Origin of the sequence: Rhodanobacter sp. Root480 (genome assembly GCF_001426645.1) — a bacterium.
Lineage (GTDB): Bacteria > Pseudomonadota > Gammaproteobacteria > Xanthomonadales > Rhodanobacteraceae > Rhodanobacter > Rhodanobacter ginsenosidimutans.
The window spans coordinates 526,826-548,983 of sequence record NZ_LMEX01000002.1; the positions used below are offsets into that span (position 1 = coordinate 526,826).

Here is a 22,158-nt window from a genome sequence, read left to right on the forward strand (position 1 = left end):
GGTTCGCTTTTGATCCTCTCCGCCAGCCCGTACAACCCACTCCCAACCTCCCCCTGCGCGCAGAGGGAGGAGACAAGAGGGCTGCACTGGCTCACGCGTTCGAGGCCACCGCCTGCAGCGCCTTGCGCAAGGTACGCAGCAGCACCTGGGTCACCACGGGCTTGTCGACCACGAACAGGTTTTTCAGCGACGGCAGTTCGTTCGGGTCGGGCGGCGCGTCGGGGCGGGCCAGCAGGATCACCGCGCCAGCGTAGCCGTGGTCGATCAGGGCGGCCAGGGTGCGCACACCGGTGAACAGGTTCATGTCGGCGTCGAGCACGACCAGGTCGGGCAGGCCGCAGGCTTCGATCCATTGCAGCGCGGCGGTACCGCTCTGGCTGGCGTGCGCCTCGTAGCCGTAGGCATCGAGGGTGTCGACCAGCAGGGACAGCTGGCCGGCCTCTTCCACCACCACCAGCACGCTTTCGGCGGCGCCATCCAGATCCTCTTCCAGCGCGGTGTCGGTATCGGCGGCCAACGCTTCCAGCGGAATGTAGAGATCGAAACGGGTGCCGCGGCCCGGCGCGCTGTCCACCCGCATCACGCCGCCATGGCTGCCCACGATACGCTTGCACGACATCAGGCCCAGGCCGGTACCGGTTTCCTTGGTGGTGAAGAACGGCTCGAACAGGTGCTCCAGCACGGCGCTGTCCATGCCCGGGCCGCTGTCGATCACGCTGATGCGCAGGTAGCGGCCCGAATGCGGCTGTTCGCCGGCCATGAAAAAATCGACGGGAAGCTCGGCCTGGCTGGTCTGGATGCGCAGCCTGCCGCCGTCGGGCATCGCCTGGATGGCGTTGAGGCAGAGATTGAGCAGGCACTGCTGCAGCTCGGTGTGGTTGCCCTCGAACGTCAGCTCGGGGTCCTCGATCGCCAGCTCCATCGCCACCGAGCGGGGCACGCTGCCCTGCATCAGCAGGTCCAGCGCGCTGAACAGTTCGCCCAGCCGCACCTGTTCGGCGCGGCGTGCGCCGCGGGCGAACGACAGCATCGACTGCACCATGTCCAGGCCGCGCTTTCCGCAATCGCGCACCAGCTTGCCCAGCCGCGCCAGCCGCGGGTCGTCCTGGTAATCCTGCAAGCTGTCGCCGGCCAGCAGCAGGGGCTGCAGCAGGTTGCGCAGGTCGTGGCTGAGGCCACCGGCCAGCATCGCCAGGCTTTCGAAGCGTTGCGCGCGGATCAGTTCGGACTCGGCGCGGCGGCTGGCGCGGCGTGCGGCAGCCTCGGCCAGCGCGCGGCGCACGGCGCTGGCCAGCCGGGCCGGGTTCTGTTTCAGGATGTAATCGGTGGCGCCGTTGCGCAGTGCCTCGATCGCCGCCTCCTCGCCCAGGGTGGCGGAGACGAAGATGAAGGGCAGATCCTCGTCGTGCCGGCGCAGCAACTCCAGCGCGTGCTGGCCGGAGAAGCCCGGCAGGCTGAGGTCGGACAGCACGATGTGCGGCTTGAAGTCGCGCAGGGCGGCGCTGAAATGGGCTTCGTCGTCGACCAGCAGCACTTCGTAGGGAAGGCCGTCGTCGTCGAGCTCGGCCAGGACCAACTCGGCATCGAGATGGTTGTCTTCGACCTGCAGCACGCGAACGACCGGCATGGTGCGCGACGTTTCGTTTGACCCGGTGTGCTCCGCCATGATCCTCGTCCTTTCAACCCGCACCTGCGCGTTTTCAGTAGCCACCCAGCGCGGCCGTATCGCCCTGATTCGCGTTCGCTCAGTCCTGTTCGGGCGCCTGGTTCAACACGGCCCAGAACTGGCCCAGCGTGCGCACGGCGTCGAAGAACTGGTCCACGTCGACCGGCTTGATCACGTACGCGTTGGCGCCCAGGTCCCAGCTGCGCGCCAGGTCGCTTTCCTCGCGCGAGGAGGACAGGATCACCACCGGTATACGCCTGAACTGCTCGTCATTGCGCATCTGGGTAAGTACGTCCAGGCCATTCATGCGCGGCATCTTGATGTCCAGCAGCACCACCGCCGGATCGCCGGGTTCGCGCGTGGCCCAGGCGCCGCGCGCATAGAGGTAGTCGAGGCATTCGACGCCGTCTTCCACGTGGACCACCGGGTTGGCCAGATGCGCCTCGCCCAGCGCATCCATCGCCATTTCCGCGTCGGCGGCGCTGTCTTCAACCAACAGGATGGTTCGCAGGTCTTTCTTGTTCATGCCTTGTCTCGGGTTTGTGAGCCGGCCAGGTCGGTGGCCGGCAACGAAAAGTGGAAGTGGGCTCCGTGCCCGGGTTCGGCTTCGGCCCAGACGCGGCCGCCATGGCGTGCCACGATACGCCGGACATTGGCCAGGCCGATGCCATTGCCCGGAAACTCGGAAGCGCGGTGCAGGCGCTGGAACACGCCGAACAGTTTGTCCGCATACTGCATGTCGAAACCGGCGCCGTTGTCGCTCACGGTGAACTGGTACTCGCCCTGGCGACCCTGGGTCGCGCTGACCTCGATCTGCGCCACGTCGCAATGGCCGGTGTACTTGACCGCATTGCCCAGCAGATTCTGCCAGACGGTGCGCAGCATGTTCTCGTCGCCGATGACCATCGGCAGCGGCTTGATGGTCCACACGATGCGCCGGTCCGGTGCGCCCGATTCGGCCAGCGCGCTGGCTTCCTCCACCAGCGACTGCATGTCCACCGCCTGCAGCCGCAGCGCGCCACGGCCCAGGCGGGAAAACACCAGCAGGTCGTCGATCAACAGCGCCATGCGCTGTGCCGAGCCGCCGATGACATCAATGTAGTGGCTGGCCTTCTCGTCCACCCGTTCGCCCAGGTGCTGCTCCAGCTTGCGGGCGAACCCGGAGATGTGCCGCAGCGGCGCCCGCAGGTCGTGCGATACCGAATAGCTGAACGCCTCCAGCTCGCGGTTGACGTCGGAAACCTGCGCCACCTTGCCTTCCAGCTGGCGGTTGAGGTCGTTCACCTGCTGCTCGGCCAGTGCACGCGTGGTGACGTCGCTGACCGTCAACAGCAGCGTGGGCGCGTCGGTGTCCAGTTTCTGCAGGCGGCGCGCATTGATCACCACGTGGCGATCCATGCCGTCGACGGTGCGCTGGATCATGTCGTAATCCCACAGCTCACGGTCGCGCAGCAGCACATCCTTGAGACGTTGCAGCAGCACGCTGTCCTGCCACGCGCCTTCGCCGATCTGCGCCAGCGGCATTGAGCGCTGCCCGGCGTCCATACCGTACAGCTCGCTGAAGGCGTTGTTCACCAGCAGGCTATTGAGGCTCTCGTCGAACAGCGCGATCGGCTCGCGCACGGCCTGGAAGATCAGCTGCGAGCGCAGCACCGCCCGGCCCTCACGGGTCTCGGCCAATCGCCGCTGGCCGATCTGCCGCTCGGACATGATCACGATGATCATCAGCAGCACGAGCTGGGCCAGTGCGGTGATCGACAACACCACCCGGCCCGTCGTGGCCTGATCGCCGGCGATGAGCTGACGCTCCGTCAGCAGGTTGTCCTCGTTGGCCACGATCGCACTGATCCGCGCGTTCATCCCGAACAGATCGTCGCCATCGCGCAATGATTGCCGCGCACCGGCGGCATCTCCCTTGTCCAGCCGGGCCTGCGCCTGGGTCATCAGGGCGATGCGACCGTTGACGCTGCTTTCCAGTGCACTGACCAGCGCCTGTTGCTCGGGGCTGTCGCGCATCATCGCGTGCAGGGCCGGCAACAACTCAGTCGCTTCGTTTGCTGCCCTTACCGCCCGCTGACGCACGGCATCGGTGGCGTCGCCCGCCAGCAGGCGATAGCTGGCCGCCTCGCTGTCGTGGATCACGTACGCGATCCGGTAGGTAAGCGCCTTGACCTCGTTGGAATGAATGACCCACGCGTTGGCGCGCACGGTGTCGCGCTGACCGGACAGCGTCACGATGTATGGCAGGCCCACGATGATCATCATCGCCAGCAACAGCCCGGCCGTGCGCCAGCGCACGATACCGTTCAATTTCATGTGGCTCGCGTCATCGGCACGACCTGCCGCAAAGGGAAATATTCTTCATTCTTGCATGCTTTTGCAGGCTGTCCAGCTGGCGAGGTAACGTTGCACACGGCCCGCGCCTCGTGCGGCCGGCTGCCACAGGTGTCTGATTTTCAGGGAAAAGACCTGCCGTTGCCAGCACCCGGCACTATCCGCAAGCCATCGGGCGCGCGGCGTACGCCATGGCCTGCGGAGGTTGTGGATATCATCCCTGCCTTGCCCCTTTTCCCGAGGTATCCATGACTCCATCCACCGCGCGCGTCCTGTTCGGCAGTGTCCTGTTGTGGCTGGCCATGCCGGTCATGGCTGCCACGGCCGATAGTGCCGCGTTCAACCCGCAGCAGGCGTTCGCACCGTTCGATTACCCGCAGCCGGCAACGGCTTACCGCTCCGCCAGCGGCAAGCCCGGGCCGGCGTACTGGCAGAACCGCGCCGACTACCACATCACCGCCACGCTCGACCCGGCCAGCCGCGAGCTCGGCGGCAGCGAAGTGATCAGCTACACCAACAACAGCCCCGACGCGCTGGACGTGCTGTGGCTGCAGCTGGACCAGAACCGCTATCGCAAGGATGCCCGCGGTGCCTTCACCGGCGACAAGTTTCCCACCGAGTTCACCGATGGTTACCGGATCGCATCGGTGGCCGTCGAAGACGCGCACGGCCGCAAGCAGGCGGTGAAGTGGGTGGTCTCCGATACGCGCATGCAGGTGCGCCTGCCCGACGCGTTGCCGGGCCACGGCGGCAAGCTGCGGTTGCACGTCACATGGAGCTTCACCGTTCCCGGCGAGTTCGGCGGCCGCATGGACGTGAACGCCAGCAAGAACGGCGAGATCTTCGAGATCGCGCAGTGGTATCCGCGCATGGCCGTCTACGACGACCTGCGCGGATGGGACACCGCGCCCTACCTCAACAGCGAGTTCTATCTGGAGTACGGCGATTTCGATTATTCGGTCACCGTGCCGTCAAACATGATCGTGGTCGGTTCCGGCGAGCTGCTGAACCCCGAGGACGTGCTGACGGCCACCCAGCAGAAGCGGCTGGCGCAGGCGCGACACAGCGACAAGACGGTGATGATCCGCACGGCAGCGGAGGTGGTCCAACCATCCAGTCGTCCAAAGCCAGGCGGAACGCTGACCTGGCACTTCCGCATGCAGAACACTCGCGACGTGGCCTTCGGCGCCTCGGCCGCCTACGTGTGGGACGCGGCGCGCATCAACCTGCCCGAGGGCAAGACCGCGCTGGCGATGTCGGTGTATCCGGTGGAAAGTGCGGGCCCGCAGGCCTGGGGTCGGGCCACCGAGTTCCTCAAGGCGTCCACCGAATATTTCTCCAGGCAGTGGTACCCGTACCCGTGGCCAGTGGCGATCAACGAAGCCGGCACCGCCGGCGGCATGGAATATCCCGGCATCACGTTTGATTCCAAGCGGGCAAAAGGCAAGAGCCTGCACATGGTGATTGCGCACGAGATCGGCCACATCTGGTTCCCGATGATCGTGGGCAGCAACGAGCGCCGCGACGCGTGGATGGATGAAGGCTTCAACACCTTCATCGACGTGTACGAGGACGACGCCTTCAACCACGGCGAATACGCGCCCAAGCGCGACAGCGAATACGCGCCCGGCGGCGGCAACCCCGCCGACGAAATCGCCAAGGTGATGTTGGACGCCGACGCGCCGCCGCTGCTGATCGGCGCCGACATGGTGCCGGAGAAATACCGCCACCCGATCACCTACTTCAAGGCCGCCTTCGGCATGGTGCTGCTGCGCGAGCAGATCATCGGGCCGGAACGGTTCGACCCGGCCTTCCGCCGCTACATCGCCACCTGGGCGTACAAGCACCCCAGCCCGTCGGACTTCTTCCGCTTCATGGAAAGCGAAACCGGCGAAGACCTTGGCTGGTTCTGGCGCGGCTGGTTCCAGCACAACTGGACGCTGGATCTGGCGGTGCAGAAGGTGGCTTACACCGATGGCGATTACCGCAAGGGCGTCGACGTCACCATCGCCAACCTGGACCGGCTGGTGTTGCCGGCCACGCTCGACGTGCTCTACGACGACGGCAGCAAGCAGCAGGTGCGCGTGCCGTGGGAAACCTGGCAGCAACATCGCCACTACGTCGTGCACGTGGATGGCACGCGCCAGGTGTCATCCGTCAGCATCGACCCGGACCATGCCCTGCCCGATCACGACCGCAGCAACAACAGCCTGCAGGTGAAGTAGGCCGCTGACGGCAACGGTGTCCTGCCTGGCATGGGCACCATTGCTTGGCGAAACACTCAGTCGGTCAGGGTGCAGACGAATTCAAGGCGCGTCCCACCCGGTTCGCGCACCATGCAGTGCATGCGTGATCCTCCGGCGGCCACCGGTTCCGGCGCAAATTCGGTCTGCACGCCGGGCCAGGCCGACACGCGGGCGTAGATGTTCTGCAGCGTCGACGCGTCGGGCACTTTCAATGCCAGGTGATGCAGGCCGATGTTCTTGCGTCGATCGAACGCGACCGCGGTCGCGGACTTGTCGACCTCCCACAGGGACAATCCGACGGTGCCATCGGAGACGAATACCGCCGGGTACGCCGGTACACCGCCAATGACCTGCCACCCCAGGCATTCGACAAAGAAGCGGCGGGACTGCTCCAGGTCACCCACCGTGAGGCCGATGTGGTCGGCCCCCACTGTTTGCGCATGCTGCTCTTGCATGAATCAACTCCTTGCCCGGAAAACCCGGATTGCAGGCCGCCCTGTGAATTTTGTACTTCGTCGGATAATATTTAGACCGGCGCCGCAGGTCAATGTTTCCATACGCAACGGTACAAAATGAACGAAACAGCAAAGAAGCCACGCGGACGACCGCGCGCCTACGAACCGCAGGTTGCCCTGCGACAGGCCACGGGTGCGTTCTGGAAGTCGGGCTATGCCGCAACCTCGCTCGACGACATCACGGCGGCGACCGGCATGAACCGGCCCAGCCTGCGCGCGGCGTTCGGCGACAAGCGTGCGATCTACCTGCAAGCGCTGGCCGGCTACTGGGAGCTCCAGCTTGTCGCGACGCGCAAGGCACTCGATGGCGACCATGCGCTGGAAACCGCGCTGATGCGCGTCTACGACGCGGCGTTGGCCATCTATTTCTCCGGGGACGGCCCGGCGCGCGGCTGTTTCGTGGTGGGTACGGCCATCACCGAAGCGGTCGACGACCCCGAGGTACGGCGCAGCGTGATGGATGGCTTTCGCACGCTCGACACCCGTTTCGAAGCCCGCCTGCGCCGTGCACGCGACAGCGGCGAACTCGGCAGCGATACCGACCCGACCGCGCTGGCCCTGCTCGCTACCGCAACCCTGCACACCCTGGCGCTGCGCGCCCGCGCCGGCACCTCCCGCAAGGACCTGCGCACATTGGCGTCGAAGGCGGTCGGCGTGATCTGCGGATGAACCCTCGACGGCAAAGCATGCATGGCGAGGCCGAAGGCACATCGACCGCATTGCCGGACCTCATGGCGACGCAGCTTGCCGTGGTGTTCTGTGGCATCAACCCGGGCCTGATGGCTGCCGCCACGGGACATCATTTCGTCGGGCCGACGAACCGTTTCTGGCGCGTCATCCACCTGGCGGGCTTCACCCCGGACGAAATCCGGTCCGAGGACGATCGGCAGATTCTCCGTTACCACTGTGGCCTGACCACCGTTGTCAGCCGGCCCACCGCCAGCGCCGACCAGCTGGCGCCCGAGGAATTCGCCTCCGCCGCCGCTGAATTCCGGCGCAAGATCGAGCACTACGCGCCACGCTTCGTGGCCTTCCTGGGCAAGGCGGCGTATGCCGCGTTATCGGGCCGGCGGGAGGTCGGCTGGGGACGGCAGGCCGACCTCATGGGCGGCGCAATCGTCTGGGTGCTGCCCAACCCGAGCGGCCGCAATCGAAGCTTCCGGCTCGACCGCCTCGTGGCGGCCTACCAGCAGCTTCGGCTGGCGGTGGGCGCCGCGCCATAACCCACCCTGCGTGAGTCACCTCACTGGTGCAGGGCGTCGATGCTGGCCGCCTTTGGTTGATCGGCAATGGTGAAACGCAAGGTGCGCGCGGCACGGTCGGACACCGCGTCGACGCGCCGCCCACCGACCATCGCGTGGCCTGCGCCATCCCAGCCATGGATTGTCACTGCCAACTGCTTCCACCATGGCTTGAACCGGCCATCGCGCGCCGCGAAGTCGATACGCACGCCATCGGCGCCCACCGTGCAACGAAGCGTCTGGCGCAGGAAACCCTGCTTGCGGTACGCCATGCTGTGGCCGTCGTCGGCATACAGCTGGCCGTGGCAATCGACGCCGGGATAGACGTCTATCTGCAACGCACCGGTTGGCGTTTGCGCGGTGCTCTGCACCAGCGGCTGGCGCGGCAGGATGCTGCCGGCGCGCACGAACACGGGCAGCTTGTCCAGCCGCGGCGTCTCTTTCACCACGATGCTGCTGGAGCGTTTCTCGTTGGTGGCCTGCGATGCCGACTGGATGGTCGGGTTGGCTCCATCGACAGCCGCACCATCCACTGCCAGCCCGGTCCAGTAGTCGTACCAGCCGCCCGCCGGCAGGCAGACGTCGTAATCCTGCGGCGATTCCGGATTCGGCGGCGGCGCCACCAGCAGCTGGCTACCTACGGTGAACGCCATCGACTGATCGCACGAGGCGCTGATCGCTTCCGGGTAATCGTAGAAAACCGGCCGCATGATCGGATCGCCCAGACGCGCGTTCTGGTCGGCCAATGCATAGAGATAAGGCAGCAGGCGGTAGCGCTCCTCCACGTAATGCCGGCGGATGGCCAGGTGTTGCGGCCCATCCACCCAGGGTTCGGCCCGCGGCGTGCCCTTGGCTGCATGGTCGCGGAATACCGGCGTGAACGTGGCAATCTCGAACCAGCGCGTCAGCAGGTCGGCGCTGGGACCGCCAGTGAAACCGCCGACGTCGGCCGCGCTGTATGAGAAGCCCGACAGGCCCAGGTTGATCAGTTGATGCACCGACAGCTTCAGCTGATCCCAGGTGGAGCCGTTGTCGCCGGTCCAGGTCACCGCGTAACGCTGGCCGCCGGCGTAGCTGGCGCGCGTCATCACGAACGGCCGCTCGTCCGGGCGCAGCTTGCGCAGCCCGTCATAGGTGGCGCGCGTGTTCTGCATGCCGTAGACGTTGTGGATCTCGGCATGGCTGGCGTTGCGATGGGCGAAATCGTCGCTGGCGATGCGGTGGACGGTGTCCAGCGGCATCGTCTTGGTCGGCGTCTCGAACACTGCCGGCTCGTTCATGTCGTTCCAGAAACCGGCGATGCCGTCGGTCACGAACGGTCGGTACAAGGTGCCCCACCAGTCGCGCACGCTGGCCTCGGTGAAATCGGGAAACACCGACGGCCCCGGCCACACCGGCGCCACGTAGACCGAGCCATCCGGGTTGTGCACGAACGCATCGGCGGCCGTGCCGCTGTCGTATGGCGCGTAACCCTCGCCCGGTGCCTTGGCGATGTGCAGGTCGGTGATCGCCACCAGCTTGATGCCCTCGTCACCAAGGTCGCGTACCAGTCCCGGCATGTCGGGAAACGCCTGCCGGTTGACGGTGAACGGGCGGTTGCGATCCTGGAAGTCGATATCCAGCCAGATCACGTCGGCCGGAAACCGGTCCGCACGCAAGCGCGCCGCCACCTGCCGCACCTCGTCGCCGCTCATGTAGCTGTAGCGCGACTGCTGATAGCCGAACGCCCACTTCGGCGGCAACGGGGCCTTGCCGGTGAGGTCGGTGTAGCGGCGCACCACGTCGGCGGTGGAGGGGCCGGCGATGAGGTAATAGTCGATCGGACCGTCCGGCGCGCCGAACGCCAGCGTGTCCGCATCGCGGTGGCCGAAGTCGAACCAGCTGCGCCAGCTGTTGTCGAACAGGATGCCGTAGCTGCCGCCTGAACCGCCCACGCCGATGAAGAACGGAATCGACTTGTAGATCGGATCGGTGGCGCTGCTGAAACCGTAGGCATCGGTGTTCCAGTCCACGTAGCTTTGCCCGCGCCGATCCAGCGAGCCACCGGTCTTGTCGCCCAGGCCGAAGATGTGTTCGGACAGCGGCAGCTGCTTGCGCAAGGTGAAAGCGCGTCCGTCTCCATCAAATGGCTGGGCCGCATCGGCCGAAATCGTGCGGCCCTGCAAATCTTCCACCACCATCCGCAACGACAGTGGATCGATGCGCACGCGCAATGCCTTGGTGGAAAAGCCGTCAGCATGACTTTCCACGGCGACGCGCGCGCGGCGAACCTCGGCCGGCACCGCCCAGCTGGCGTCTTCGGGGAACACGCCGTCGCGCGCGATCCGCACGCGGATGATGTGGTCGGTCAACGCCGTCACGCGCAGCGACACGGCACCGAGCGCCAGCTCCACGCCGTCGCGGCGATGGTCGAGGTGGGATGCGCGCTCCACGCTTCCGTTCGCGGCGATGGTGGAGGCAAGACTTCCGCCCGCCGCAAACAGCAGCGCGAGGGCGGCGATGACGCGAATCAACCGGATTTTTCTGGTCACGTTTCGATCTCCCCATGGCCAGGCATGGATGACATGTTTCGGAGGTGGTCGCGAGCGTCAGCAGCCAGCCATGCGGGGCTGGCGTTCACGCACAGACGCTCCGGCGGCCAGCCAGGGGAGTCTCGCATGGCAATCCGGCTTCGTTGCCCCCGACCGGCCCTCTTCGCGCATGAATACGTATGCACTCGCCACGCAAGCACCGGCCTTCCCCATGCACCGGTCGCCACAACCAATCTCCGGACAAAAAAAGGCCGGCGCACCCGCCGGCTCTCATTGACCTCTGCTCACCCGTTCGCACAATTGGGCAGCAGGCTGCTGCCCGAATGCTTGCGGCGCTGGCGATTCACCGGAGAACGCTCACGCGAATCCATCACCTGTGTGATCAACCCGCTTCCGGCCATCCATGGCCGGGCTGAGAGGTTGAGAAATCACAACCTCTCAGCGCATCTCCAACTTCAGTACCTTGGCAATCGACTCCCATGGCACGTACTTGTAGTTCTGGTTTTGCGAGGGCAGGACGTTGCGACCGTCTTGCGCCACCATGGCGCCGTGCTCGAAGCCAGGGCCCAGGTTGCGGCTGCTGACGTCGAGGCCGTCGGTTTCGGAGATGCCATCGATGCCGCGCGCGCCGTCGGCCACCACGGCGAATGAGCCCAGGTAGGCGTGATCGCCTTCGCGGCGGTACACGGCGTACGTGTCGTTGCCCTGGCTGGAAACCACCACATAGCCGCGGCCATTGCCCAGGTCGTAGATGCCCATGCCTTCGATGTCATCCTTGATCGCGGGGTTGCTTTCCACGCGGTCGACCGCCGTCATCGCGCTACCGCCGTCCGGTTCGGGATCCATCTTCCACAGCGCCACGTCTTCCTCGCCCACGAACAGCGCGCCGCCGATGTCGTCAGCCACGCAGCCCTCGGCCTGGCTGGGGATCTTGAACTCGCGCACCTGCGCGGTACGCACCTTGCCATTGCCCGCATCCCGCAGTTCCCACTGCCGCATCAGGCCATCGCCGCTGTTGATGAAGACGTACGTCTTGTGGCTTTTCGCGCTGCGGTACATGCACAGGCCGTACGGATCATCGAGGCCCGTGGGCTGCACGCCATCGGCCACGTTGACGAGTTGGCGCGCGTCGCCATCGAGACGGTAGATCGCGATCGACTTGTGAGTGCGATCGCTGGCGGTCACCAGCGTGACCTTTTTGCCGCCCAGGCTGAAACCATCGCGCAGGTCGGTATTGTTCATCTTGCCGTCGGGCAGGAATTGCACCAGGTCACCCTGCATGTCGTACACCACCATGCCGGCCTTCTTGTCGGTGGCCACTACCAGGCTTTTCGCAGGATCGGTCGGGTGGGCCCAGATGGCCGGGTCGTCGGCCGCATCGCCGTAGCTGCCGACAGGGCGGGTTTCCACCAGGGCGGTCACCGTGGCGATGGCAGGTTTCGGTGCGTTGCGCGGGTCCTGCGGCGTGCCAGACGAGAGCTTCAGCGCGCTGGCCACGTCGGCCATCGATACCAGCTTGTAGTTGCTGCCGCCATCCTCGTCGCCGATCAGCAGCACGCCATGCGGAAAACCGCTACCAAGCGCGGCGCTGGTGGCAAACAGCGGGCCGAGATCGGCTACGGTGTCCTTCTGGTCGCCAGCGCTGACACTGAAGCTGCCCAGGAGCGCGTTGTCGTGGGCGCGGTCGTAGACATTGATGCGGCCCTCCGAGGTGTTCGACACCAGCAGCCACTGGCTGTCCTTGCCGCCGTCGTACAGCGCTACGCCTTCGTTCTCCTCGCCCAAATGGCCCAACCGCGGCGCGTCCACCAAGGTGGCGGCGAGGTCTGCCTCCGGATTGCCGTTCAGATGCCAGACGCCCACCGTCTGCTCGTTGATATAGACGTCACCGGCACTGTTGGCGGTGCACTGTTTCAGCTTGGAGGGCAAGTTGATGCGGCGTACCTGGCGCGCATCCAGCTTGCCCTCGGCGTTGGCGTAGATCATCTGTTGATCCACCTCGCCGCCGTCACCGATCACGAAGGCGTAAAAGGCGTTGTCCAACTGGCTGCGATAGAGGCAAACGCCCTCGACAGCAAAGTCGAGCGGAATGGCGCGGGCGCCGGCTTCGACGGGCGTGTCACCGTGCATGGTGAACAACCGCAGGCTGTTGCCGGTGGATTCGACCGCGGCCAGGATGGTTGTGGGTTTGCCGTTGAGCGAAAAGCCGTAGCCCACGTCCACTCCCGCCACCTCGCCGGCAGGGGTGCTGTGCTGGCTCGCGCCGTCCATGCCGAACACTTGCAGCCCCCCCAGCGCCGCGGCCGCAACGACGTGTGCCTGACCGTCGGGACCAGCCACCACCACGGCCGCATTGGCCTTGCCGCTGCTGGTCGGCTGTGTCTGCACGCGTGCAGGGACGGTCGTCGTCCCCGTCGCTGGAGCGCTGCGTGTTGCGCCGCCGCAACCCACGGCGCCGAGCGCGAGGGTTGCCACCAAACCGTAAAGAAACAGTGCTTTCATCCCCAACTCCTCGCTATCGGCCACGCCCGTGCGCGGCCGTTTAGCCAACCATACGGGAGAAGATTACCATTTGCACGAAAAATTCCAAGAGTGTTGCAAATTAGAAAATTTATTCGTAATCTACGTTTGCCAGATGCTTCGCCATGGGGGCGCAGTCGAAGTTGGCACGTCTTCGGGGGTAGATGATCCATGACCACTTTTCGCCGAAATGCGTTGCACGCAGCCCTGCTTTTGAGCGGGTGCGTGCTCGCCACACCCGGCTTCGCTCAGGACGCCGGCGCCGGCACCGCAGCCAGCGACAACGAGCAAGCCGCAGCCACAGAAGATAAAAAGACCATCGACCTGCAGGGCATGGTCGTGACCGGCAACATCGAATACCGCAGCCACATCGACATTCCCGCGCCGGTGCTGGTGTACGACCAGCAGTTCTTCGCCAAATTCGAGCCGGTGTCGGTGGGCGACCAGTTGCGCCGCGTCCCGGGTGTGGCTTTCGTCGGCGACGTGGGCGAATCGGTGGCGCCGGAAATGCGCGGCCTGGGCAACGGCTACACACAGATCCTGATCAATGGCCGCTCGGTACCCGGCATCGGCAACGATCGTTCGGTGGCCGTTGACCGTATCCCAGCTGAAATCATCGACCGCATCGAGATTGTGCGTTCGCCGTCGGCGGAATTCGACAGCCAGGGCGTGGGCGGCACCATCAACATCATCCTGAAGGACGGCGCCACGCTGCCGCCGGGCGTGATCGTGCGCGTTGGCGAGACATGGGACAAGAAGACCGGCAGGATCCGGCCCAACGCTGCGTTTTCGTGGTCCGGCGGCAACGACGCGAAGAACCTTTTCTACTCGTTGACGTTAGACGCGCAAAAACGCTTCAACGAGAAGCATGCCATCCAGGAAGTAGTCGACGGCAATACCGTCGGGTTCGCCGACGCGATCGCCGCCCACAGCAACGGCCACGACCTGCAGAGCTGGAACAACGCCGCCAAGTCGCGTGCGGCGTCTCGCGAGGAGCAAGGCGATACGCGCGAATCGAGGGACCTTTCCTTCAATGGCGACCTGACCTGGCTGCTCTCCGACATGACCAGCCTGCGGGTGGACGCGTTCGCGATGCAGACGCGCCGCGATGAATACGAGAACACGCGTACCTACGAGGGCGACGGCACCGTGGGTGGCCTGGATCTGCAGAATCCGGAGCGCAAGTTCGAAAAAACGCCCATGGACGAAGACAGCTACGGCCTGTCGGCCGTGTTCAACACGTCGTTCAACGACCAGACCGATTTCGAGGCCTACCTGGGCCGCAACAGCACCAAGGGCAGCACCGTAAAGCACTACTTCAAAGACACACCCGATACCAAGGATAAGGTCAAAGGCACCTCGGCGGACGACAAGAATTGGCAGGCCGACGCCTCTGTCACACGCCGCATGCCGGGTCTAGCCAAGTCGCTGGGCATCGATGCGGCGACGCTGAAAGTCGGCGTGCAGCTGAAGAACAAGGACCGCACGTTCACCGAGTCGGAAATATCCGGCCTCAGCAAAGCGAAGCAGAAAGGCACGGCGGGCGATTACCAGTACGACGAAAACCGCTTCGACACGTATGCCAAGGTGGACTGGAACCTGTCTTCCGCGGTGACGTTAACCACCGGCGTGCGCGGCGAAAAAACGCGGACGAGCCAGAACTTCGTCACGACCGAATCCACCAACGGTGTGGCGGACGGGCAAACGAGGGGCAGTGCCGACAGCCACGCGTTCATGCTCAATCCATCAGCGCATCTGCAGTGGAAGCTGACTGACGCGGACCAGTTGCGTTTCAGCGTCGCGCGTACCGTGCGCCGGCCCGGCGTCGATCAGCTGGTGCCTTCGATCACACTCGAATCGCCGGGCGACTACGACGTTACAATTGGCAACCCGAATCTGAAGATGGAACGCGCGCTCGGCTTCGATCTGGGCTTCGAGCACAACATCGGCAAGAGCGGCGTGGTGGGCGTGAACCTGTTCCAGCGCAACATTACCGATCTCATCGGCATGGTGCGGACCCTGCGCCCGGTGACCGACGCTGGCCAGGACCCGGACGATTTCCCAGGCGGGCTGTACAGCTTCCAGAACATCGGCAAGGCCAAGGTCCGTGGTGCCGAGTTCGATCTGTCGATGCCGTTGACCTTCATGGGGATGGACCACACCGGCGTGTTCGGCAATTACACGCGGTTGTTCTCCAAGCGCCTCAATCCGATCACGAATCGCGACACGACCATCGATGACCAGCCCTCGTATGTCTACAACGTGGGCGTCACTCAGGAAATCCCTGCGTGGAAAGCCAGCTTCGGCGCCAGCTATCAGAAACAGGGCCCGGCCTACCAGCACAACTCGCCGGGCGAAATGCAGAGCACCATCTACGGCGGCAACCTCGAGCTGTTCCTGGAGAAGCGATTGGGCAAGTCGTACGTGGTTCGCCTGACCGGAAACAATCTGCTGGACTCTTGCAGCCAGCAGCTGGAGCAGGATTTTGCCGGTGACGATGCCGCCGAGATGATGGCCAACAACCGGGCATACAACGTCGATTTTATGGAGCTGGAACGTGAATGCTCCTCGCCACGTTGGTCACTGACGTTGCGCGCCGTATTCTAAATTACCGTCCCCACGGTGGCTGGCGGCGGTCCCTCGGGATCGCCGTTTTTTTCTGCATCCATCGCGAGCGAGGTCACGGCAACCTGCCGTTGGCCATGATCCACGAGGAATCCGACCATGCTCAAGACACGTCCGATGCTGCCTGCCCTGCTGGCAGGCGCCTTCGTGCTGGTAGCGGGCGCCTGCACGCGTCCGCATGAAGCGCCCCCCGCGCCGGCCCCCGCCGCTTCCACGCACGCCAGTTCCGCGCCCACCGTTGCGCCCAGCGAGTTGCGGCTGGAACGCGTGGTCATGTTGATGCGCCATGGCGTGCGCCCGCCCACCAAGCCGCAGGTCACCCCGCCAAGGACCAACGATCAACCGTGGCCCAAATGGACCACGGATTTCGGAGAGTTGACCACGCACGGTTACGACGCGGTGCGTCTGCTCGGCGAGTGGGACCGTGCCAACTGGGCGGCGCGCGGCCTGCTGCCCGCCGCAGGTTGCCCGGCAGTGGCCGACGTGGATGTGGCGGCGAGCTCCAAATCGCGCACCCAGGCGACGGCGCGTGCCCTGCTGGAGGGGCTTGCGCCGGGCTGCCACATCGACGTCTCGTTCCCCGCCGACAAGCACGACGACGTGGTGTTCCATCCTCTGGAGACCGGCGCGATGGCGATCGACGCCGACGAAGCCATGCGCGCGGTGGAGGCAGTGATGCCGCCCGGCGGCATGGCCGCGGAAGTGAAGGCCAACGCGCCACTCTTCGAATTGCTCAACCACGCACTGGGCTGCACGCCCGGCGCCGCGTGCGATATCTCGACCATGCCGGCTGGCCTGGTGCGCAACGAGAACGATCGCCCGGATGTGGGCGACCCGTTCGGCATCGCCTCCACCGCCAGCCAGACCTTCCTGCTGGAATACCTCGAAGGCATGCCCATGAAGGATGTCGCCTGGGGGCGCCTCGATCGCAAACGGATCGCGACCCTGCTCGAGTTCCATCCGATCAAGTATCGCTATGAAGGCCGCGTGCCATACGTTGCCGATCGTGCTGCCTCACCGTTGGCCGCGCGTATGCTCGCCGCCGTGGAGCACGGCCCCAAGCTCACGTTGCTGGTAGGCCACGACACCAACATCGCCGACCTCGGCGGCATGCTCGACCTGCATTGGCAGGTGCCCGGCTATCCGCGCGACGATCCGCCGCCTGCCGGCGCGATCGGTTTCGAGGTCCTGGCCGATGCCGCCGGCGAGCAGTTCGTGCGTGCGTTCTACCGCTCGCAGACGATGGACCAGGTGCGTGAGCTGCAGAAGCTGGATGAAGGCAACTCGCCGTCCTACGAATATCTGTCGATCCCGGGGTGCGACCAGCGCTGCCCCATCGCGGACTTCGAGCGGATCGTGGGCGCCAAGCTGATCGAGCCGCTGCGTACGCCAGCGGCGAAGTGAGCGTTGCACCGGGGCGGCATCTCGGCCCCGGTGGATTCATGCACTTCCCGGCAGGTCCTGTTCGCTAACCCGCGCGCAATTGCGACGGGCGAACCGGCTGGGTCGCGGGCACCGCGCTCGGCCAGACCCGTGCCGTGTTCAGCCCGCGTAACCGCCGCCCACGACGACCACCTTCGCTTCGTGCCGACCCTGCAACGTGGCGTACAGCGCATGGGCATGGGCATGGAGCACGGCGGTGTCGCGGTAATAGGAGGGTGGTGGCAAACCTCGGGTCATGTGGCGTACCCGACAACCGGTGCGCGCAAGGCGACGAGTGCCGGAAGGCTGGTTTGCCGCACGAGCCTCAGTTCATCGCTGCACTTGAATGCGTACGTGTCAGAACTTGTGAAGAAGACCACTTCCAGTGGTCTTCTTCCATCTCGCGTTCGGTACGTGCCCGGCCATCGGGCAACCGCTCCCTGCGTTGCCCCAACTCGGGCATCCTTGCCCTCGCCATGCCCTCTATGGCCGGGCTGAGAGATTGGAAAATCACAACCGCTCAGCCCGGCTTTCTGCTGGCGTCCCAGGTGAAGCAGACCTGCAAGCCGCCCAGTGCGGAGCGGGACATGCCGATGGCGCCGCCGGTGGCCTCGGCCAATTCGCGCGCGATCGCCAACCCCAGGCCACTGCCGCCCTGCGCCTCGTCCAGCCGGCCACCGCGTGCCAGCGCCGCCTTGGCCTGATCGGTGTCGATGCCGGGACCATCGTCCTCGATCGCCACGCGCGTCCACCCCGGCCCGGCCTCCGCTTGTATCCGCACTTGCCGACGCGCATAGCGCACGGCGTTTTCCAGCACTGCGCCCAGAATTTCCGACAGGTCATCGGGCAGCACCGCCAGCTGCAGGTTGGCGGGGATGTCCAGAGTGAACGCCAGTTCGCCGCCGCGATCGGTCTGCTCCAGCACCGTCACCAGCCGCTCCACCGTGGCGCGCACGGCCGCATTGCCACCGGGTTGGCGACGGATCGCGGCGATGCGTGCCCGTGCCAGTTCCGCCTCGACGGTGCGCTGGATGGCGGCGATGGCGCGATCCAGCCCATCGGCGGCCTTGTCGGCACCGGCGTCACGAGCGCGACGACTTTGCGCGGCCATGGCGGCCAGCGGTGTTTTCAAACTGTGCGCCAGATCCGCCGCGCGCTGGCGCGCCACCGCCAGGTCGCGCTCGCGCGTATCGGCCAGCGCGTTGATGGAATCGATCAGCGGTTGCACCTCGCGCAGGCGCGCTTCGGGCAGGCGCGCGCTGGCGCTGTCGCGCAACGCGGCCAACTCGCTGCGCACGCGGCCCAACGGGCGCAGACCCAACCGCACCTGCAACCACGCCGCGCCGGACAGCACCACCCACAGCACCGCCAGAAACGCTGCCAGTTCGCGGCCGAATTCCGCGCGCGCCGACGCGAGCGGGGCGCTGTCCTGCGCCAGTTGCAACAGCGCTGGCGCATCGTGGTCCGCCAGCGCCACGCGCCGTTCCAGCAGCGATACCGGTTTGCCGTAAGGCCCGTTTGCGTGACGCAGGCGCCAACCATCCAGCGGCGCGTCGGTGGGTGGCGGCAGGTCGCCATCCCACAGCGAGCGCGAGCGCAGCGTGCCAGCGGCGGTGGTCACCTGCCAGTAATAACCGCCGGCCGGCGTTTCCAGCCGCGAATCCACCGGCGGGCGCTCGATCCGCGGCGCCTCGCCGGGCGCCATCACCAGCCCGGCCACCAGGCGCAGGCCATCGCGCGTCATCTCCGCCTGCAGTCGACGCTCCAGGTGATGTTCGAACAGCACGGTCATGAACAGCCACGCCAGCACCAGCGCCAGCAGGATCGCCGCCATGGCACCGCCGAGCAGGCGCCAATGCAGCGAGCGGGCGATCATGCGCTGGGCTCCAGCAAATAGCCGAAGCCGCGGCGGGTGACGATGATGCCGGCGCCGAACTTGCGCCGCAGTCGCGCCACGATCGCCTCGATGGCGTTGGTGTCGCCATCCTCGGCCGCGCCGTAGAGATGCTCGGCCAACTCGCCGGCGGAAACCGCGCGGCCACTCTGGTGCGACAGGTAATCCAGCAGCCGAAATTCCAGCGGCGACAGCCGCGCCGGCGCGCCGTTGAACACCGCGCTCATGCGCATGGTGTCCAGCCGCAGGCCACCGATCGCCACCACGCTGGACACGCGCCCCGCGCCGCGGCGCACCAGCGCGCGCACCCGCGCCACCAGTTCGCCCATCTCGAACGGCTTGGCCATGTAATCATCGGCGCCCGCTTCGATGCCTTCCACCTTCTCGGTCCAGTCGCCGCGCGCGGACACAATGATCACCGGAAACGCGCGCCCGGCCGCGCGCCAGCGGCGCAACACCGAGAGGCCATCCAGTCGCGGCAGGCCCAGATCCAGCACGGCCGCGTCGTAATCCTCCACGTCGCCGCGATACCAGGCATCGTCGCCGTCACCGGCGCGGTCGACGACGAAGCCGGCGGCCTCCAGCGCGCGCGCCAGATCGGCCTGGATGTCCGGATCGTCCTCGACGACGAGACAGCGCATCAGTCGTCCTCGACCTTGCGCACCTCGCCGCTGCGCGCGTTGAGTTTCACCTCGCGCACGCGACCCTGCGCGGTGAGCACTTTTACCTCGTACTCCCAACCGTGGTGCTTGCCGTGTTCCAGCTCCACCTCCACCACGTCGCCGGGCACGCGCTGCTGCACGATGGCGAGGATGCGGCTGAGCGGCAATATCTCACCCCGCTGCAGCAGCGCGCGTGCCTCGATGTGGTCATCGTGGTCGTGGCTGCCGGCCAGCGCGCGCTGGGACAGGCCCAGCGCGGACGCGCCCAGCAACAACGCGGCGAGCGAAAAGGGAATGGCGATGCGGCGGATCAGAGGGATATTCATGGGGTCGATCCTGCGGCAACCGCGCTGACAACAAGCTGACATCGGGCGTGGCGTGGATGTCAGCAACGCCGGCACAGACTGCGGGGAACTCCTGCGGAATCCAGTCTCCATGTCCATCGCTTCGCGTGCAAGCTGGCTCGTCCTGGCAACTATTGCCGAGCTGTCGATCACTCCCCGCACGGCACAGGCGCAACAACCGCCGGCCGCACGCGGCGGCGACGTCAGCCTTTACCTGCCCGCCGATTTCGCCGACAACGCCCCGGCCAACGCGTGGGACATGCTCTCGCGCCTGCCCGGCTTCGTCACCGTGGATGCCGACGAAGACGTGCGCGGCTATGCCGGCGCCCGCGGCAACGTGCTGATAGACGGCGCGCGCCCCACCAGCAAACACGAGGACGCCAAGACGCTGCTCAAGCGCATCCCGGCCAGCGCAGTGGCGCGCATCGAACTGATCCGCGGCGGCGTGCCCGGCATAGACATGTCCGGCTACGCGCTGCTGGCCAACGTCGTGCGTCGGCACGACGCCACCAGCCAGTCCGCCATCGAAGCCGGCATGGTGGCCGCCACCGACGGCTGGATGGCGCCGAAGGGCCAGTGGGAATACGGCCGCCGCTGGGACGGCCACACGCTGGATCTGGCCTTGAAGCTCGATCCCGAACTGGACGACGACAGCGGCCGCGGCCACATCGATACCTTCTCGCCGGACGGCACGCGGCAGCAGCGCGAGCGGCTGGACACCCGCACCATCAAGAACAAGGCCGAAGCCAGCGCCAACTGGCGCCAGCCGCTGGCCGGCGGCCAACTCACCCTCACCGGCGCCGCCCGCGGCGAACGCGCGCGCACCGACACCCGCATCGACGCGCTGGCGCCCGCCGAGGGCAGCGAGCGCGTGCACGAGAACGAGGACACCAACGAAGCCGAAGCCGGTGCCCGCTACGTGCGCCAGTTTGGCGAGCGCACCCGGCTGGAATTGATGGCCACCCGCCACCAGGCCTGGCTGGACGATCGCGAGCGCGCGCACGAAGACGGCGACGACGAAACCTTCGACGAGAACACCCGCACCGCCGAAAGCATCGGCCGCATCAACCTCACCCACGCCTGGTCCGATGCGCTCACCTTCAACGGCTCGTTCGAAGGCGCGCGCAACACCCTGCGCAGCACCACCCACTTGCAGCAGGACGGCGTCGACGTCGCCCTGCCCGGCTCCGACGTGCACATCGAGGAGCGCCGCAGCGAAGCCGCCGCCGGCGCCACCTGGAAGCCCGCGCCCGGCTGGATGCTCGACGCCGACCTGCGGCTGGAGCAATCCACCATCGCGCAAACCGGCGACTCGCCGCGCCAGCGCCACTTCAGTTACCCCAAACCGCGCCTGTCCGTGCAATGGGACGTCGACCCCAACGACCAACTGCGGCTGGCACTCTCGCGCGAAGTCGGCCAGCTCGACTTCGAGGACTTCGTCGCCTCCGCCTCGCTGGAAACCGGCCGCATCAGCGCCGGCAACGCCGAACTCAAACCCGACCGAACTTTGCGCAGCGTCCTCACCTGGGAACACCAGCTCTGGCACGACGCCGCCTTCACCGCGAGCTGGACCCACGAGCGCATCAGCGACGTGGTCGACCGCGTACTGGTGATCACCGACGACGACATCTTCGACGCCCCCGGCAACATCGGCGACGGCCGCCGCGACACCCTGGCGCTGGACGTCTCGTTGCCGCTCGACGGGATCGGCTTCCACGGCGGCCGCCTCACCTCCTCCATGCAATGGCGCCGCAGTCGCGTCACCGACCCCACCACCGGCCTCGGCCGCTCCATCTCCGAAGAAAAGCCCGTCGAAGGCAGCATCGAACTCACCCAGGACCTCCCCACCTCGCGCACCCACTGGGGCATCCAGATCGAACACATCGCCGAACGCAAAACCGAATACCGCTACGACGAGATCAAACGGGAGTCGGAAGGTATGGGCTGGACGTTGTTCGTCGAGCAGGAAGTGGGGGCGCATTGGCGCGTGCGGGCTGAGGCGACTGACCTATTCGGGCGCGGGTTTGACGAGACGCGGGAGAAGTACGACGGGCCGCGTTCGACCGAGCCGCTGGAAGAGATTGAGCGGCGTCGGCGGCGGTCGCCGGGGTTTGTGAGTTTGACGTTTCGGCGGAGTGTGGGAGGTTAGGGGCGGTCG

Annotated in this window: 16 protein-coding genes; 6 read left to right on the forward strand and 10 right to left on the reverse strand. The window is 66.1% G+C overall.

Annotated elements, in window-relative coordinates; all coding sequences use genetic code 11:
- Window positions 1-91: 91 nt before the first annotated feature.
- From ASD22_RS09400 to ASD22_RS09410, 3 genes are all read right to left on the reverse strand, one after another.
- Window positions 92-1,666 carry a response regulator gene (locus tag ASD22_RS09400; RefSeq protein ID WP_235577609.1) on the reverse strand — a complete coding sequence of 525 codons (1,575 nt, stop codon included), beginning with the start codon at window positions 1,664-1,666 and terminating at the stop codon, window positions 92-94.
- Window positions 1,667-1,745: 79 nt separating this feature from the next.
- On the reverse strand, window positions 1,746-2,192 hold the full coding sequence (locus ASD22_RS09405) for a response regulator (RefSeq protein WP_056082222.1): 447 nt from the start codon (window positions 2,190-2,192) through the stop codon (window positions 1,746-1,748).
- Entirely contained in the window at window positions 2,189-3,982 is a 1,794-nt protein-coding gene (locus tag ASD22_RS09410) for a sensor histidine kinase (protein ID WP_056082226.1), read from the reverse strand. The genes ASD22_RS09405 and ASD22_RS09410 overlap by 4 nt, the downstream gene beginning before the upstream one ends.
- A 266-nt stretch (window positions 3,983-4,248) precedes the next feature.
- On the opposite strand from ASD22_RS09410, the gene ASD22_RS09415 reads away from it, so the two are divergent.
- A complete protein-coding gene (locus ASD22_RS09415; RefSeq protein WP_056082227.1) occupies window positions 4,249-6,225 on the forward strand; it encodes a M1 family aminopeptidase in 1,977 nt (658 codons plus the stop codon).
- Between the two features lie 56 nt (window positions 6,226-6,281).
- Here ASD22_RS09415 and ASD22_RS09420 read toward each other — a convergent pair whose 3' ends face one another.
- The gene (locus tag ASD22_RS09420; protein ID WP_056082230.1) at window positions 6,282-6,701 is read right to left on the reverse strand and encodes a VOC family protein; all 420 of its coding nucleotides are present in this window, start codon (window positions 6,699-6,701) and stop codon (window positions 6,282-6,284) included.
- Window positions 6,702-6,818: 117 nt separating this feature from the next.
- Here ASD22_RS09420 and ASD22_RS09425 point away from each other — a divergent pair, with 117 nt between their 5' ends.
- Together ASD22_RS09425 and mug are read left to right on the forward strand one after the other, a co-directional pair.
- Window positions 6,819-7,430 (forward strand): TetR/AcrR family transcriptional regulator, encoded by a 612-nt coding sequence (locus ASD22_RS09425; RefSeq protein WP_056082233.1) that lies wholly within the window; start codon window positions 6,819-6,821, stop codon window positions 7,428-7,430.
- Window positions 7,431-7,447: 17 nt separating this feature from the next.
- Complete coding sequence (gene mug / locus ASD22_RS09430) at window positions 7,448-7,984, forward strand: G/U mismatch-specific DNA glycosylase (protein ID WP_056082237.1); 537 nt, start codon at window positions 7,448-7,450, stop codon at window positions 7,982-7,984.
- Between the two features lie 20 nt (window positions 7,985-8,004).
- Here the strand turns inward: mug and ASD22_RS09435 are convergent, their stop codons facing one another.
- Together ASD22_RS09435 and ASD22_RS09440 are read right to left on the reverse strand one after the other, a co-directional pair.
- Window positions 8,005-10,533, reverse strand: coding sequence for a TIM-barrel domain-containing protein (locus tag ASD22_RS09435; RefSeq protein WP_056082240.1), 2,529 nt, complete (start codon window positions 10,531-10,533; stop codon window positions 8,005-8,007).
- A gap of 438 nt (window positions 10,534-10,971) precedes the next feature.
- The gene (locus ASD22_RS09440) at window positions 10,972-13,035 is read right to left on the reverse strand and encodes a phytase (RefSeq protein ID WP_082520202.1); all 2,064 of its coding nucleotides are present in this window, start codon (window positions 13,033-13,035) and stop codon (window positions 10,972-10,974) included.
- A gap of 243 nt (window positions 13,036-13,278) precedes the next feature.
- Here ASD22_RS09440 and ASD22_RS09445 point away from each other — a divergent pair, with 243 nt between their 5' ends.
- The gene (locus tag ASD22_RS09445; RefSeq protein WP_056082250.1) at window positions 13,279-15,660 is read left to right on the forward strand and encodes a TonB-dependent receptor; all 2,382 of its coding nucleotides are present in this window, start codon (window positions 13,279-13,281) and stop codon (window positions 15,658-15,660) included.
- 117 nt (window positions 15,661-15,777) lie between these two features.
- Window positions 15,778-17,082 carry a histidine-type phosphatase gene (locus ASD22_RS09450; RefSeq protein WP_200946349.1) on the forward strand — a complete coding sequence of 435 codons (1,305 nt, stop codon included), beginning with the start codon at window positions 15,778-15,780 and terminating at the stop codon, window positions 17,080-17,082.
- A 138-nt stretch (window positions 17,083-17,220) separates the two neighbouring features.
- Here ASD22_RS09450 and ASD22_RS16685 read toward each other — a convergent pair whose 3' ends face one another.
- The 4 genes from ASD22_RS16685 to ASD22_RS09465 all read right to left on the reverse strand — a co-directional run bounded on the left by ASD22_RS16685 (window position 17,221) and on the right by ASD22_RS09465 (window position 19,982).
- The gene (locus ASD22_RS16685) at window positions 17,221-17,358 is read right to left on the reverse strand and encodes a hypothetical protein (RefSeq protein WP_156458983.1); all 138 of its coding nucleotides are present in this window, start codon (window positions 17,356-17,358) and stop codon (window positions 17,221-17,223) included.
- A gap of 262 nt (window positions 17,359-17,620) precedes the next feature.
- Window positions 17,621-18,976: a HAMP domain-containing sensor histidine kinase gene (locus tag ASD22_RS09455; RefSeq protein WP_056082252.1), complete on the reverse strand. Its 1,356-nt coding sequence runs from the start codon at window positions 18,974-18,976 to the stop codon at window positions 17,621-17,623.
- Window positions 18,973-19,635 (reverse strand): response regulator transcription factor, encoded by a 663-nt coding sequence (locus ASD22_RS09460; RefSeq protein ID WP_056082255.1) that lies wholly within the window; start codon window positions 19,633-19,635, stop codon window positions 18,973-18,975. The genes ASD22_RS09455 and ASD22_RS09460 overlap by 4 nt, the downstream gene beginning before the upstream one ends.
- Window positions 19,635-19,982 (reverse strand): PepSY domain-containing protein, encoded by a 348-nt coding sequence (locus ASD22_RS09465; RefSeq protein ID WP_056082257.1) that lies wholly within the window; start codon window positions 19,980-19,982, stop codon window positions 19,635-19,637. The genes ASD22_RS09460 and ASD22_RS09465 overlap by 1 nt, the downstream gene beginning before the upstream one ends.
- A 109-nt stretch (window positions 19,983-20,091) precedes the next feature.
- Here ASD22_RS09465 and ASD22_RS09470 point away from each other — a divergent pair, with 109 nt between their 5' ends.
- Window positions 20,092-22,149, forward strand: a complete 2,058-nt coding sequence (locus tag ASD22_RS09470; protein ID WP_056082260.1) for a TonB-dependent receptor — start codon at window positions 20,092-20,094, stop codon at window positions 22,147-22,149.
- Window positions 22,150-22,158: the final 9 nt, after the last annotated feature.